12 protein-coding genes are annotated in these 15,562 nt (G+C 61.2%); 9 read left to right on the plus strand and 3 right to left on the minus strand.

All coding sequences use genetic code 11. The features are described 5' to 3' along the window. Nucleotides 1-24 precede the first annotated feature (24 nt). Nucleotides 25-672 (minus strand): 2,3-diphosphoglycerate-dependent phosphoglycerate mutase GpmB, encoded by a 648-nt coding sequence (gpmB, locus tag ABEH87_RS10935; protein ID WP_346576408.1) that lies wholly within the window; start codon nt 670-672, stop codon nt 25-27. A gap of 50 nt (nt 673-722) precedes the next feature. Here gpmB and yjjX point away from each other — a divergent pair, with 50 nt between their 5' ends. After that, the gene (yjjX, locus tag ABEH87_RS10940) at nt 723-1,274 is read left to right on the plus strand and encodes an inosine/xanthosine triphosphatase (protein ID WP_346576409.1); all 552 of its coding nucleotides are present in this window, start codon (nt 723-725) and stop codon (nt 1,272-1,274) included. Here yjjX and trpR read toward each other — a convergent pair. Together trpR and sltY are read right to left on the minus strand one after the other, a co-directional pair. Beyond that, on the minus strand, nt 1,260-1,592 hold the full coding sequence (gene trpR / locus ABEH87_RS10945; protein ID WP_346576410.1) for a trp operon repressor: 333 nt from the start codon (nt 1,590-1,592) through the stop codon (nt 1,260-1,262). The genes yjjX and trpR overlap by 15 nt on opposite strands. Before the next feature lie 91 nt (nt 1,593-1,683). Next, entirely contained in the window at nt 1,684-3,606 is a 1,923-nt protein-coding gene (sltY, locus tag ABEH87_RS10950; protein ID WP_346576411.1) for a murein transglycosylase, read from the minus strand. A gap of 321 nt (nt 3,607-3,927) precedes the next feature. Between sltY and atzF the strand changes: the two genes are divergently transcribed. The 8 genes from atzF (at nt 3,928) to urtE (ending at nt 15,518) form a co-directional block, all read left to right on the plus strand. Beyond that, nucleotides 3,928-5,727 (plus strand): allophanate hydrolase, encoded by a 1,800-nt coding sequence (atzF, locus tag ABEH87_RS10955; protein WP_346576412.1) that lies wholly within the window; start codon nt 3,928-3,930, stop codon nt 5,725-5,727. Further along, the gene (gene uca / locus ABEH87_RS10960) at nt 5,720-9,337 is read left to right on the plus strand and encodes an urea carboxylase (RefSeq protein WP_346576413.1); all 3,618 of its coding nucleotides are present in this window, start codon (nt 5,720-5,722) and stop codon (nt 9,335-9,337) included. Before atzF ends, uca begins: the two co-directional genes overlap by 8 nt. Nucleotides 9,338-9,339: 2 nt before the next feature. After that, the gene (locus tag ABEH87_RS10965) at nt 9,340-10,041 is read left to right on the plus strand and encodes a GntR family transcriptional regulator (RefSeq protein WP_346576414.1); all 702 of its coding nucleotides are present in this window, start codon (nt 9,340-9,342) and stop codon (nt 10,039-10,041) included. A gap of 17 nt (nt 10,042-10,058) precedes the next feature. Continuing rightward, the gene (urtA, locus tag ABEH87_RS10970) at nt 10,059-11,327 is read left to right on the plus strand and encodes an urea ABC transporter substrate-binding protein (protein WP_346576415.1); all 1,269 of its coding nucleotides are present in this window, start codon (nt 10,059-10,061) and stop codon (nt 11,325-11,327) included. Nucleotides 11,328-11,395: 68 nt separating this feature from the next. Beyond that, nucleotides 11,396-12,958, plus strand: coding sequence for an urea ABC transporter permease subunit UrtB (gene urtB, locus ABEH87_RS10975; RefSeq protein ID WP_346576416.1), 1,563 nt, complete (start codon nt 11,396-11,398; stop codon nt 12,956-12,958). Continuing rightward, on the plus strand, nt 12,958-14,034 hold the full coding sequence (gene urtC, locus ABEH87_RS10980; protein ID WP_346576417.1) for an urea ABC transporter permease subunit UrtC: 1,077 nt from the start codon (nt 12,958-12,960) through the stop codon (nt 14,032-14,034). The genes urtB and urtC overlap by 1 nt, the downstream gene beginning before the upstream one ends. Beyond that, on the plus strand, nt 14,027-14,818 hold the full coding sequence (urtD, locus tag ABEH87_RS10985; protein WP_346576418.1) for an urea ABC transporter ATP-binding protein UrtD: 792 nt from the start codon (nt 14,027-14,029) through the stop codon (nt 14,816-14,818). The genes urtC and urtD overlap by 8 nt, the downstream gene beginning before the upstream one ends. A gap of 1 nt (nt 14,819) precedes the next feature. Beyond that, nucleotides 14,820-15,518: an urea ABC transporter ATP-binding subunit UrtE gene (urtE, locus tag ABEH87_RS10990; protein ID WP_346576419.1), complete on the plus strand. Its 699-nt coding sequence runs from the start codon at nt 14,820-14,822 to the stop codon at nt 15,516-15,518. The last annotated feature ends 44 nt before the right edge of the window (nt 15,519-15,562 follow it).

The raw sequence follows: 15,562 nt of genomic DNA on the forward strand, positions 1-15,562 counted from the left end.
GATAATATCGGCCTTTTTTTATGATTAACGTTGCAGCTCGTCGAGCGCGGTCTCCTCAAGGTGAGCAACGTCCCCAGCGGTTTCAACTACCCATCCCGAAGCCAGCCAGGCGCTTTGCTGGTGATCGACGCGCGATATCGAGCAGTTACGCAGACGCAGACGGCGTTCCGCATTGGCGGGCAGACCAAGGATAGTGCTCAGCAGCACCCCCAGCGCCATGCCGTGGCTGACGATCAGCGGACGGCACCCTTTCGGCAGTTCAAGGCAGGCATTCAGCGCCTGGTGCATACGCTGCGCCATTTCGCTCATCGACTCGCCCTGTGGGATACGCCCGTTCTCCGTTCCGTCGACCAGCGTTTTACGCCAGCCTTCTTCCTCTGCGCTCAGTGAATCCAGCAGGCGCTCTTCCAGCACCCCCATATTCAGCTCACGCAGACGCGGGTCGAGGACAACCTCAACACCACAGGCATCGGCAATAATCTCCGCCGTGCGGCGGGTACGCCCCAAATCACTGGCAATCACGTGGGTGATGCCAAGCTGTTTGACGCGTTGCCCTACCTGATGAGCCTGCTGCTCTCCTTTATCAGTCAGCGCGCTGTCTGACTGCCCCTGAATGCGGCGTGCTGCATTCCAAAGCGTTTCTCCGTGGCGAACAAGATAGACCTGTAACATGCGATTTTCCGTTATACTGCGACAAATTTGCGTAGAAGGTTCAAACAATTATGTACCATGTTGTCGCTGCTACCACCAATCCAGCCAAAATTAAGGCAATTTCTCAAGCGTTCAGCGATATCTTCGGGGAAGGATCCTGCCATATAGAGGGTGTCGGGGTCGACAGCGGCGTCGCTGCACAACCGATCACAAACACAGAAACGCGAACTGGCGCACGTCAGCGCGTGATGAATGCCCGCCAGGTCAGACCCGAAGCTGATTTCTGGGTCGCTATCGAAGCCGGTATTGAAGACAATACGGCCTTCGCCTGGATGGTGGTAGAAAACCACAAACTGCGCGGAGAGTCACGCTCTGCCAGCTTTACCCTGCCAGCCATTGTGATGAAAGGCATTCACGCCGGACGTGAACTCGGAGACGAGATGGCTCGCCTGACGGGTATTGATAATATCAAGCATAAAGGCGGCGCAATCGGGGCGTTTACTGCCGGCCACCTGACACGCACCAGCGTTTACCATCAGGCGCTGATTCTGGCACTGTGCCCGTTCCATAACGAAATTTATCAGCGCAAAGACGACGAAGACGACACTTCAGACCTTGTCTGACCCCTTCAGAAGTTGAGTCTCCAGCCACGCCTTGAGGGCTGGAGGCGCGCTTTTCAGGCTGTTCGATCCGCGCGTAATGGTCGCAATCCCGGCCCCCAGCTCATTTTTCAGCTCACGCTGGCTCATTTCACCACGCATCAGCTCTTCAATAATCCGCAGTCGGGTGCCCAGCGCTTCGCGCTCATCCGGGGTCAGCATCAGCTGTAACAGCGGAAGATGCAGCTCACTCTGATAGGCACGCTGTAACAGCGTAACAAAGCGCAGCCAGTCTTCGCTTGCCGGGTCAGCCGTGATGGGAACAGAGATGTGATCAGTCATGATATGCCGCCATACTATTTAACTAGTACAGTAGCATATCATCATCGCCTTGATACTTGAAGCCACAGCGGCGCTGGCAGCGTTCTTTCAATCAGTAGCGCTGCTTCCACTCACTGTCAGAAAATAGCTTGTCGGACTGACTCAGGAAGTGCCGATAGTAGGCATCATAGGCCAGCACGTTCTTCACGTAACCACGCGTTTCCGAGAACGGAATCGTCTCGACAAAGGCCACGGCATCCAGTTTCCCGGCGCTGTTTCCCTGCCATGTGCGAACGCGTGACGGACCGGCGTTATAGGCGGCAGAAGCGAAGATACGGTTCTCACCAAACTGCTGATATACCGACTCCAGGTACTGTGTGCCGATCTGAATATTGGTTTCCGCATCCAGTAGCTGGCTGCTGTTGCTGTAGCCCGGAATACCAAATTTGGTCACGGTATGCTGAGCAGTCGCCGGCATCACCTGCATCAGGCCGGATGCGCCGACCGGGGAACGGGCTTTCGGGTTCCATGCGCTCTCCTGGCGGGCAATCGCCATCGCATAGCTCATCGGGATGCTCTTGCCGCTGATATTACGTTCAAACTGCGGCTGCCAGGCCAGCGGGAAACGCTCCTGCAGGCTGTTCCACAGTTTGCCGGTAATCGTCGCCTGGACGCTGAGATCCCACCAGTTTTGCTGACGGGCGTAGCTGGCCAGCATCTGCTGCTGCGACGTGGTGCGGCTGGACACCAGATAGCTCCACTCGCTGCGCGCCAGGTTATCCATACCCCAGTACATCAGCTCGCGCACGCGGGCAATTTCCGGCCCGCTGGTGAGAGTGGTGTCCACCGCCGGGGCTTTATCGACCTGCAGCGGATAATCCACGCCGAGCTTCTGCGCGGCCACCATCGGATAGAAACCGCGCTCCTGCATCAGCTTACGCAGGATCCCTTCCGCTTCCTCCCTGCGCCCCTGCTCCATCAACAGGTCGGCCTGCCAGTATTGCCATTCGTCTTTCGCTTTCGCTTCAACCGGCAGGCGGGCGATCCAGGTGTTCATCCCCCGGCGGTCATTGTTACCGAGCGACATACGTACCCGGCGTTCAATCAGTGAGGTGGAATCGCTGCGCATCACCACATCGTCGCGCCAGCGTGCCTGATCGCTGGTGATGTCGTTGCCCATCAGACGCCAGGCCACGCTTTCCTTCAGCTCCTGCGTCTGCTGCTCATCCAGCTTCTGCAGCTGCACCAGCGACGGGATCATCTGACGTGCGCCTTCAGCATCGGTTCGTGCCAGGCTGGCAAAGGCGATCGCCGTGGCCTGGCGGGTAAAGTCCGTGGCTCCGACGTTACGCGCAAAGTTTTCCACGGTGCCTGGATTGTTTTGCAAATCCATCACCGCATTGGCAATGGTCTGATAATCCTCAGGCAGCTGCTTAGCCAGGAAATTCACCAGATTGCCGTTGCCCGCTTTCATTGCCAGGCGAATGCGCTCCAGGGTGGTAATAGGATTCTGCTGCCCGGCTGCCTGCCAGGCGCTGAACAGCTTGTCGCAGGTCGCCGGCAGTGAACTGCCGGTCAGCCAGATGGATTTCGCCCCGTCCCACGCCACCTGCTGCTGGCCGGTAGCCCATTTGGCGTAATACCAGTTACAGCGTGCAGCCACTGGCTTCGGCGCTTCCGGGCTGAAGACCAGCAGGCCGCGCCAGTCCTGACGCCGTGCCAGCTCATTCACAAAGCGCGAGGAGAGCGAACGTACCGGCGGCAGCGTGGGATAGCGTTTAATAAACTCACTCACCGCCAGCCCGGTTTCCTGATCAAGGTTCTGTGCCAGCTGGCGGTACTCCAGGTACGGATAAAGAGGATAATCGCGCAGCGTCGGCATCAGCTGGTCGACGGTGTCCATCTGCCTGCTGTCCCAGGCCTGTTTGATTTGCAGATAACGGGTACGCTGTTCATCCAGTGAATCCGCCCAGGCACTGCCGGTGGCTGCCGTTAAGCACGCCGCTACTACCCATAACTGCCACTTGTCCGCCATGACTTTCCCCACGTTACCGCCTTATGTTTCCTGAACCGCGAAATTTATCTTCTTCATGCTAACCAGTTGCGGCCCATCGTGCCATGAACTGAACAAATATTTACGGAATGACAAACATCGGGTCTCCGCCTACCTGTTCCATTGTAGGGGCGATCCTCTTTTTCGATCGACCCGCTGCGCCATAATTGGTCAAACCCTGCGCGCTGACTGTGCACGCTGCAAACTCGCGATAATTAATATCGTTTTAAATCAGTCAATTAAAAACTGGCACGCAGCTTGCTCTGTTGAATTCCATCTTGTATACCAGACGGAATTCAACATATGGCTTTTACCACCGGGTTCACGATCCAGGACTGGCAGCATCACTATCAGCAGCATCCGCAGGAGGTTCTCTCCACGCTGGAAACGCTTCTCGCCTCGCTTTCCACCGCTGACAACGCCTGGCTGTACCTCGCGACACCGGCGCAGCTGCGCGCGCAGCTGGAACCACTGCTGGCAGCCTGGCAGCAGGATCCCGCCTCGCTGCCGCTGTTTGGCGTGCCCTTCGCGGTAAAAGACAACATTGATATCGCGGGCTGGCCCACCAGCGCCGCCTGCCCGGCATTCACCTATACGGCAGAAAGCGATGCGGTGGCCGTCGCCAACCTGAAAGGCAAAGGGGCGATCGCAATCGGCAAGACCAATCTCGACCAGTACGCTACCGGGCTGGTCGGCACGCGCTCACCGTTTGGCGCCGTCTGTAACACCTTCAACCCTGACTATGTCAGCGGCGGCTCCAGCTCCGGCTCTGCCTCCGTCACGGCTCGCGGCCTGGTGTGCTTTGCTCTGGGCACCGATACCGCCGGTTCCGGGCGCGTCCCCGCCGGGTTTAACAATATTGTCGGCCTGAAGCCGACCAAGGGCTGGCTCTCTGCCAGCGGCGTGGTGCCCGCCTGCCGCCTGAATGACACCATCTCGGTCTTCGCGCTGACCGTCGAAGATGCTTACCTCGTTGCCAGCTGTGCCGGGGGCTACGACAGCCTGGATGCTTACTCGCGCATGAACCCCGGCCTTGCCCCGGCGGCACTGTCCGTCACGCCGCGCCTGGCGGTCCCGGCCAGCCCGGAATTCTTCGGTGACGCCCAGGCGCAGGCCGCCTGGGAAGCCGCCTGCCACCAACTTATCGCGGGCGGCGCCACGCTGCACCCGATCGACTTCACGCCGTTCTCACAGCTCGCCGAACAGCTCTACTCCGGTCCGTGGGTGGCGGAGCGCACGGTGGCCGTGGGCGAGATGCTGTCGCGCCCGCAAGAGATGGACCCGGTGGTATACGGCATTGTCGCCAGCGGCAACGGCTACAGCGCGGTCGATGCCTATAAAGCCGAGTACCTGCGCGCCGGGCTGACGCGTCAGATCCAGCAGACGCTCAGCCAGTTTGATGCCCTGGTGGTGCCGACCTCGCCGACCATTCACACCCTGGAAGAGATGAAACAGGAACCGGTGCGCTACAACTCGCAGTTCGGCACCTACACCAACTTCACCAACCTTGCCGATCTTAGCGCTCTGGCGCTGCCTGCCCCGTTCCGCGCCGACGGTCTGCCTGCGGGCATCACGCTGATCGCCCCGGCCTGGTATGACCGCGCGCTGGCGACCTTCGGCAGCCGCTGGCAGCAGCAGCAGGCTCTGAGCCTGGGCGCGACGGGGAAATCTCAGCCTGCCTCCACTTTCCTGCCCGCCTCCGCGCTGCACGTGCGCGTGGCGGTGGTCGGTGCCCACCTGACCGGTATGCCGCTCAACCACCAGCTGACGCGCCGCAATGCCGTGCTGGTTGAAGAGACCACCACCGCCGCCTGCTATCGCCTGTATGCGCTGGCGAACACCACGCCGGCCAAGCCCGGCCTGGCGAGAGATGAGGCGGGGGCCGCCATCATCGTTGAGCTGTGGGACATCCCGCTGGCGCGCTTTGGCGAGTTTGTCGCGGAGATCCCCGCTCCGCTCGGCATCGGCACGCTGGAGCTGGCAGATGGCCGCTGCGTGAAAGGCTTTATCTGCGAACCTGCAGCTCTGACGCAGGCCACTGATATCACCGAATTCGGCGGCTGGCGCCGCTGGCTGAGCCGCGAGGAGAAGTCCGATGTTTAATACCGTTCTGATTGCCAACCGTGGTGAAATTGCCTGCCGCGCCATCCGCACCCTGAAGCGCCTCGGCGTCACCAGCGTGGCGGTTTACTCCGATGCCGATAAAAATGCGCAGCACGTTAAAGATGCCGATATCGCCATCGCGCTCGGCGGTGATAAAGCCAGCGACAGCTATCTGGTCATCGATAAAATCCTCGCCGCCGCAATGGAAAGCGGTGCCGAAGCCATCTGGCCGGGCTACGGCTTCCTGTCGGAAAGCCTGGCGTTCGCTGCCGCCTGCGAAGCCGCTGGCATTGCGTTTGTGGGGCCGACCGCCCATCAAATCGGCGAGTTTGGCCTGAAGCACCGCGCTCGCGAGCTGGCCGCCGCCGCCGGCGTGCCGATGACGCCGGGCACTCCGCTGCTCGCCTCGCTGGAAGACGCCATCGCTGCCGCCACGCACATTGGCTACCCGGTGATGCTGAAAAGCACCGCGGGCGGCGGCGGTATCGGGCTGACGCGCTGTGCCGATGAAGCCACGCTGATCAATGCCTGGGAGAGCGTGCGCCGCCTCGGAGAACAGTTCTTCAGCGACGCAGGCGTGTTCCTTGAGCGCTGTATCGATCGGGCGCGTCACGTCGAAGTGCAGATTTTCGGTGACGGCAGGGGCAACGTGGTGGCCCTGGGCGAGCGCGACTGCTCGCTTCAGCGCCGCAATCAGAAAGTCGTGGAAGAGACCCCGGCCCCGAACCTGCCCGACGCAACCCGCGCTGCACTGCTGGAATCCGCCGTGAAACTCGGCGAGCTGGTCAACTACCGCAGCGCCGGAACGGTGGAATATATCTATGATGCCGCCCGCGACGAATTTTTCTTCCTCGAAGTGAATACCCGTTTACAGGTAGAGCACCCGGTCACCGAGTGCGTCACCGGGCTGGACCTGGTGGAGTGCATGTTGCAGGTCGCCGCCGGAGAACAGCCGGACTGGGATAAAATGGCACAGGCTCCGCAGGGTGCCTCGATTGAAGTGCGTATTTATGCCGAAGATCCGCTGAAAAACTTCCAGCCGAGCCCCGGCGTACTGACCGAAGTCTGCTTCCCGGATAACGTGCGCATCGACAGTGGGATCGGCACCGGCAGCGAAGTGTCGGCATTCTACGACCCGATGATCGCCAAGCTGATCGTCCATGGGAAAAACCGCGCGGCAGCGCTGGAAAAAATGCAGACGGCGCTGAATGAAACCCGCCTGCACGGCATCGCCACCAACCTCGACTATCTGCGCCAGATCGTCGCAACAGAAGCCTTCCGCAGCGGTAACGTCTGGACGCGCCTGCTCGACGGCTTCACGCCTGCCGCCCCGGTGATTGAAGTGCTCCAGCCCGGCACCTGGAGCAGCATTCAGGATTACCCCGGCCGCCTCGGCTACTGGGACATCGGCGTACCGCCGTCCGGGCCGATGGATGATTACGCGTTCCGCCTCGCCAACCGCATCGTCGGCAACGCCGAAGAGGCCGCCGGGCTGGAATTTACCCTGCAAGGCCCTACCCTGCGTTTTCACAGCGATGCGCTGATCGCCCTGACCGGAGCCGCCTGCCCGGCCACGCTGGACGGAACAGAGGTGGCTTACTGGCAGCCGCTGGCGGTCAAAGCCGGACAGACGCTGACGCTGGGCCGCGCGCAGCAGGGCTGCCGTACCTATCTGGCGGTGCGTAACGGTTTCGACGTGCCGGAATATCTCGGCAGCCGTTCAACCTTTGCACTGGGGCAGTTCGGCGGCCACGCCGGGCGCACCCTGCGCGTCGCCGATATGCTGGCGATCTCCCAGCCAGAGCTCGCCGCCTGCACCACGCCGGCCCCGGTTAGCGAGCCCGCTGCGCTGGCCGCGTCGCAGCAGCCCGTGTATGGCGACGAGTGGCGCATTGGCGTGCTGTATGGCCCGCACGGCGCACCGGATTTCTTCACCCGGCAGTCAATTGACGAGTTCTTCGCCGCCGAGTGGCAGGTGCACTACAACTCCAACCGCCTCGGCGTGCGTTTAGTCGGGCCGAAACCAGGCTGGACCCGCGCCAACGGCGGTGAAGCCGGGCTGCACCCGTCCAACGTTCACGACTGCGAATACGCCATCGGCGCGGTCAACTTCACCGGTGACTTCCCGGTGATCCTCACCCGCGACGGGCCGAGCCTCGGCGGCTTCGTCTGCCCGGTCACCATCGCCAAAGCTGAACTGTGGAAAGTCGGCCAGGTGAAGCCGGGAGACCGCATCCGCTTCCACCCCATCAGCGTGGAAGAGGCGCACGCGCTGGAGCAGGCGCAGAGCCGCAGCGTTAACAGCCTGAGCGCCCTGCATGCTCCAGACTTTGACATGCCGTCGCTGGCGGAAACCGCGCACGGTTCCGCCACGGTGCTGGCGGCCATCAAAGCAACCAGCAGCACACCAACCGCTATCTATCGCCAGGCGGGGGATAACTACATCCTGCTGGAGTACGGCGATAACGTGCTGGACCTGGCGCTGCGCCTGCGTGTCCACCTGCTGATGACGGCAATCCGCGAAGTCGGCCAGCCCGGCGTCGAAGAGCTGTCGCCGGGGGTGCGTTCACTGCAAATCCGTTACGACAGCCAGATCCTCAGCCAGAAGCAGCTGATGACCCTGCTGCTTCAGCTTGAGAAAAACCTCGGTGACGTGACGCAGATGAAAGTGCCCTCGCGCATCGTCCATCTGCCGATGGCCTTCGAGGACAGCGCCACCCTCGGCGCGGTGGAACGCTACGCCGAAACCGTGCGTGCCAGCGCACCGTGGCTGCCAAATAACGTCGATTTCATCCAGCGGATCAACGGCCTTAATCATCGTGAAGAGGTCAGCAGCACGATTTTTGACGCCAGCTATCTGATCCTCGGCCTCGGCGATGTCTACCTTGGCGCACCGTGCGCCGTGCCGATCGACCCGCGCCACCGCCTGCTCAGCTCCAAATACAACCCGGCACGCACCTTCACCGCCGAAGGCACCGTCGGCATCGGCGGCATGTATATGTGCATCTACGGCATGGACTCGCCGGGCGGCTACCAGCTGGTCGGACGCACGCTGCCGATCTGGAACAAGTTCCTGAAAAACGAACAGTTTGCCGCTGGCGAGCCGTGGCTGCTGCGCTTCTTCGACCAGGTGCGCTTCTACCCGGTGAGCGAAGCCAGGCTGGACGTTCTGCGCGATGACTTCCGCGAGGGGCGCGCCAGCGTGCGCATTGAACAGTCGGTATTCGACTTCGCCGAACACACGCAGTTCCTCAGCGAAAATGCCGACTCCATCGCCGAATTCCGCCGCAATCAGACCCGCGCTTTTGAGGCTGAAGTGGCGCTGTGGGCGCAGGAAGAGGAAGGCGCACCGCTGACTGGCGAAGAAACACTGTGCCCGGCGGAAGAAGAAGACGGTGCGTTACAGGTCAGCGCCGATATGAACGGCAATATCTGGAAAGTGCTGGTACAGCCGGGCGATGAGGTGGAAGCCGGACAGCCGCTGATTATCGTAGAGGCGATGAAAATGGAGCTGGCGATCAACGCTCCGCAGGCCGGGCGCGTGAAGCGCATCGGCTGCCAGCCCGGCCGCCCGGTCAGCCCCGGCGATGCGCTGCTGTGGCTGGAATAATCATGGACGGCAAACGCAGTAAAGATCGGCCGGAAGCGCTGGCCGATCGCGTTTATCAGCAGCTGAAAAACGACATTTTTGATTTTCGCCTGATGCCGGGTGACCGTTTCAGCGAAAGCGAAGTGGCGGAGCGCATGGCGGTCAGCCGCACCCCGGTGCGTCAGGCGCTGTTTCGCCTGGAGCGCGAAGGCTATGTCGATGTGTGGTTCCGGAGCGGCTGGCAGGTGCGGCAGTTCGACTTCGAATATTTCGAACAGCTGTACGACCTGCGCATCGTGCTGGAGTGCGAGGCGGTGAAGCGCCTGTGCCGCCTGCCTGCCGCTGATTGTGCAGCACTGCTGACCCGACTGACCTGTTTCTGGATTAACGAACCACGGCTGGACGACGGTACTGCCGTGTCGCTGCACGACGAGGCGTTTCATCTGGCGCTGGTCGCCAGCGCAGGCAACAGCGAAATGGCGCGTATTCACACCGAACTGACGGAGAAGATCCGCATTATTCGCCGCCTCGACTTTACCCGCGAGGACCGCATCAGCGCGACCTATGACGAACACGCGCGCATCCTGCACGCGATATTACACCAGCACAGCGAGGAGGCTCAGCGCACCCTGACCGACCACATTGCCGTCAGCAAAGCCGAGGTCAGAAAAATCACCCTTCATATGTTACAGCAGGCAAAACACCATACCGTTTCATCCAACTAAATTTCAGGGGTTTACTGATGAAGAGACGTTCGTTGATCAAAGCATTCGCGCTGTCTGCCAGCGTAGTGGCCATGGGGTTATCCTGGAGTGCTCAGGCCGCTGACACCATCAAAGTGGGGATTATGCATTCGCTGTCCGGCACCATGGCGATTTCCGAATCACCGCTGAAGGAAGTGGCGCTGATGACCATTGACGAGATCAACGCTAAAGGCGGTGTGCTGGGCAAAAAGCTGGAGCCGGTGGTGGTTGACCCGGCTTCCAACTGGCCGCTGTTTGCCGAAAAAGCCCGCCAGCTGCTGACGCAGGATAAAGCTGCCGTGGTGTTTGGCTGCTGGACCTCGGTCTCACGCAAGTCCGTGCTGCCGGTGTTCGAAGAGCTGAACGGCCTGCTGTTCTATCCGGTGCAGTATGAAGGCGAAGAGATGTCCCCGAACGTGTTCTACACCGGCGCGGCACCTAATCAGCAGGCGATCCCGGCGGTGGAATATCTGATGAGCGAAGACGGCGGCAGCGCGAAACGCTTCTTCCTGCTCGGCACCGACTACGTCTATCCCCGCACCACCAACAAAATCCTGCGCGCCTTCCTGCACTCGAAGGGCGTGAAGGACAGCGATATCGAAGAGGTCTACACGCCGTTCGGCTACAGCGATTATCAGACCATCGTTTCTAATATTAAGAAATTCTCTGCCGGGGGCAAAACGGCGGTGGTCTCCACCATCAACGGCGACTCCAACGTACCGTTCTACAAGGAGCTGGCTAACCAGGGGATAAAAGCAACCGATGTGCCGGTTGTCGCCTTCTCGGTCGGTGAAGAAGAGCTGCGCGGCATCGACACCAAACCGCTGGTCGGTAACCTGGCCGCGTGGAACTACTTCGAATCGGTGGATAACCCTGCCAATGCGAAATTCGTCGCCGCGTACCGCGCCTATGCCAAAGCGCACAAGCTGCCGAACGCCGATACCGTGGTCACCAATGACCCGATGGAGGCGACTTACGTCGGTATCCATATGTGGGCGCAGGCGGTCGAGAAAGCCGGGACGACCGACGTGGATAAAGTCCGCGCTGCGATGGCCGGACAGACCTTTGCCGCGCCGGATGGCTTTACCCTGACCATGGATCAGACCAACCACCACCTGCACAAGCCGGTGATGATTGGCGAAATCGAAGATAACGGTCAGTTCAACGTGGTCTGGCAGACCGACAAACCGGTACGCGCCCAGCCGTGGAGCCCGTATATCGCCGGTAACGATAAAAAGCCGGACAGCCCGGTGAAAACCACCCATTAACCCAACGGTTCCTTCCAGGGGGTCGGGTATACCCGCCCCTGTTCCCGATACGTTATTTTCTGGAGCACATGATGATGCGATTCCTGCTGTTACTGCTGCTCAGCCTGCCCTGGCTTGCCCAGGCCGGACCGGCCGCCGATTTTGCCGCAGCCAGCCGCAGCGATCAGCTGAAACTGTTGCAGCAGTGGGCCGCTGCACCGGATGCCGCACGCCTGCCGCTGTTGCAGGCCCTGCACAACGAAAATGTGGTGCTGGACAGCAACAAACAGCCGTTCAGCCAGATCAACGGCCAGCTGACACCGCTGGAAGGCAGCGCTGTGCCCGCAGGCAGTACCAAAAAGCTGTTTATGAACAACCGGCTGCGCGTGACGATCGCCTCCGCGCTGGCCGCCCATCAGCTGGTCAGTCCGCTCACCGACGTGCGCCTGCAGGCCGCCCGCGCGTTGCAGAATGACGCCTCAGACGACCAGCTACCGCTGCTGAAACAGCGCCTGGCGGCCGAAGAAGATCCCGCCGTCCGCGCCGTACTGGCACAGGCCGTCGCCGGGCTACAGCTGGCCGATGCCAACCCGCTGGTACGCCTTGATGCCGTCAGACTGCTGGGTGAAACCAGCGATCCGCAGACCCAGGCCAGCCTGGAGCGGCTGCTACAGCCGCAGAATGAAACAGACGCCCGCGTGCGCGCCGCTGCCGCCGACAGTCTGAAACAGATCCGCTATCGCCTGCTGCCCGGTGACCTGCTGGGCCAGGCCTTCACCGGCCTGTCGCTGGGATCGGTCCTGCTGCTGGCGGCGCTTGGCCTTGCCATCACCTACGGGCTGCTTGGGGTGATCAATATGGCGCACGGTGAGATGCTGATGCTCGGGGCGTACGCCACCTGGATCGTGCAGAACCTGTTCCAGCGCTTTGCCCCGGAGTGGCTGGCCTTTTATCCGCTGCTGGCGCTACCGGTGGCCTTCTTTATTACTGCCGCCATCGGTATGGCGCTGGAGCGCACCATCATCCGCCACCTGTACGGCCGCCCGCTGGAAACGCTGCTGGCGACCTGGGGCATCAGCCTGATGCTGATCCAGTTGGTGCGCGTTGTGTTTGGTACGCAGAACCTTGAAGTGGCGAACCCACCGTGGCTGTCCGGCGGATTGCAGGTGCTGCCCAACCTGGTGCTGCCGTACAACCGCCTGGCGGTGATCCTGTTTGTCAGCGGCGTGCTGGTGCTGACCTGGCTGCTGCTGAATAAAACCCGCCTGGGAATGAACGTGCGGGCGGTGACGCAAAACCGCGCCATGGCCGACTGCTGCGGCGTGCCGACCGGTCGCGTCGATATGCTGGCGTTTGGTCTGGGTTCCGGTATTGCCGGGCTGGGCGGCGTGGCGCTGTCGCAGCTCGGCAACGTCGGGCCGGAACTGGGCCAGGGCTATATTATCGACTCCTTCCTGGTGGTGGTGACCGGCGGCGTCGGCCAGCTGGCCGGGACCATAGTGGCCGCGCTCGGACTCGGCATTCTTAACAAAGTGCTGGAGCCGCAGATCGGTGCGGTGCTCGGTAAGATTCTGATCCTCGTGCTGATCGTGCTGTTTATTCAGAAACGACCGCAGGGGCTGTTCGCGGTTAAAGGCAGGGTGACTGACTGATGACACAACCTATTACACTGACCCTGGTAAAGCGATCCCCGCGCCTGGCCACAGGGCTGGGGGCGATACTGCTGCTGGCGCTGCTGCTGCTACCCTTCTGTGCGCTGCTGCCGGCCGATCACCCGCTGGCAATCTCAACCTGGAGCCTGACGCTGATCGGTAAAATCCTCTGCTATGCGATTGTCGCGGTGGCGCTCGACCTCGTGTGGGGTTATGCCGGGATGCTGTCGCTGGGTCACGGGCTGTTCTTTGCCCTTGGCGGCTACGCGATGGGCATGTACCTGATGCGCCAGGCAGCCGGAGACGGCCTGCCCGCGTTTATGTCGTTTCTCTCCTGGAGCGAGCTGCCGTGGTTCTGGACGGGCACACAGCACTTTGCCTGGGCGCTGTGCCTGATCGTGCTGGTACCGGGTGTGCTGGCGCTGATCTTCGGCTGGTTCGCTTTTCGCTCCAAAATCAAAGGCGTCTACTTCTCCATCATGACCCAGGCGCTGACTTACGCCGGCATGCTGCTGTTCTTTCGCAACGAAACCGGCTTCGGCGGTAATAACGGTTTTACCGGCTTTACCACCCTGCTCGGTTTTCCGGTGACCGCCACCGGCACGCGCATCGGGCTGTTCATCGCTACCGTTCTGCTGCTGGCCGCCAGCCTCGGCATCGGTTTCGCGTTAGCGCGCAGCAAGTTTGGCCGCGTGCTGACGGCGGTGCGCGACGCGGAGAACCGCCTGATGTTCTGCGGCTATGACCCGAAAGGCTTCAAGCTGTTTGTCTGGACGCTCTCCGCCGTCCTGTGCGGGCTGGCCGGAGCGCTGTATGTGCCGCAGGTGGGAATTATCAACCCCGGCGAGATGTCGCCAACCAACTCCATTGAGGCCGCCATCTGGGTAGCGCTGGGCGGGCGCGGCACGCTGATTGGCCCGCTGCTGGGCGCCGGCATCGTCAACGGAGCAAAAAGCTGGTTCACCGTCGCCTTCCCGGAATACTGGCTGTTTTTCTTAGGACTGATGTTTATCCTCGTCACGCTGTTTCTGCCGCGTGGCGTCATTGGCCTGCTACGCCGGAGGAAGCATGACTGATCAACTCTTTACCCAGCCCCATCCGGCCGACCGCCATCGCCAGCAGACCGACCCGGTGTTACAGCTGGAGAACATCAGCGTGACGTTTGACGGTTTTAAGGCGCTGACCGACCTGTCGTTACAGATTGGCGTCGGCGAGCTGCGCTGCGTGATCGGCCCGAACGGCGCGGGAAAAACCACGCTGATGGACGTGATCACCGGCAAAACTCGCCCGGACAGCGGCCGGGCGATCTACGACCAGAACACCGATCTCATCCCCCTCGCTCCGGTGGAAATTGCACGCATCGGTATTGGCCGTAAATTCCAGAAGCCGACGGTGTTCGAAGCGCTGACGGTGGCGGAAAATCTGGAAATTGCGTTAAAAACGGAGAAATCGGTATGGGCCTGCCTGCGCGCGCGTCTGAACAGCGAGCAGCAGGATCGTATCAGCGAGGTACTGAAGCTGCTGCGGCTCAGTGCTGAACGCCAGCGCCCCGCCGGGCTGCTGTCGCACGGGCAGAAACAGTTTCTGGAAATCGGCATGTTACTGGTGCAGGACCCGCATCTGCTGCTGCTGGATGAACCCGCCGCCGGGATGACCGATGCGGAAACCGACTACACCGCCGAGCTGTTCCGCACGCTGGCCGGTCAGCACTCGCTGATGGTGGTGGAGCACGATATGGGCTTTGTGGAAACCATTGCCGATCGCGTGACGGTGCTGCACCAGGGTCAGGTGCTGGCAGAAGGATCGCTGCGCGACGTGCAGGCGAATGAACAGGTCATTGAAGTCTATCTGGGGCGATAATATGTTACAGGTTTCTGAACTCCATCAATATTATGGCGGCAGTCATATTCTGCGCGGCCTGTCCTTTGAAACGAAACCCGGCGAGATCACCTGTCTGCTGGGACGCAACGGCGTGGGGAAAACCACGCTGCTGAAGTGCCTGATGGGGCTGATTCCGGCAAAATCCGGCACCATCAGCTGGCACGATAAGTCGATCAACCACCGCAAGCCACACCAGCGCGTGCAGGCCGGGATCGCCTACGTGCCGCAGGGACGGGAGATCTTTCCGCGCCTGACGGTGGAAGAGAATTTGCTGATGGGGCTGGCACGTTTTTCCGCAGCCCAGGCGACGCAGGTGCCGGAAGAGATCTGGCAGCTGTTTCCGGTGCTGTGGCAGATGAAGCAGCGGCGCGGCGGCGATCTCTCCGGCGGACAGCAGCAGCAGTTAGCCATTGGCCGGGCGCTGGCCTGCAAACCGCAGCTGCTGATCCTCGATGAACCAACCGAAGGTATTCAGCCCTCGGTGATCAAGGAGATCGGCGCAGTGATCCGCCAGCTGGCGGCTCGCGGGGATATGGCGATCCTGCTGGTGGAACAGTTTTACGACTTTGCCGCCGCGCTCGCCGACCACTATCTGGTGATGTCGCGCGGTGAGATCGTGCAGCGCGGGCTGGGGATCGACATGGAAGCCGACGGCGTGCGCGGACTGGTGACGATATGATCCAGTGGGCCGAGCGGAAAAGCAGGTCGGCCTCTACAAATGTT

Origin of the sequence: Erwinia sp. Eh17-17 (genome assembly GCF_039675725.1) — a bacterium.
Lineage (GTDB): Bacteria > Pseudomonadota > Gammaproteobacteria > Enterobacterales > Enterobacteriaceae > Erwinia.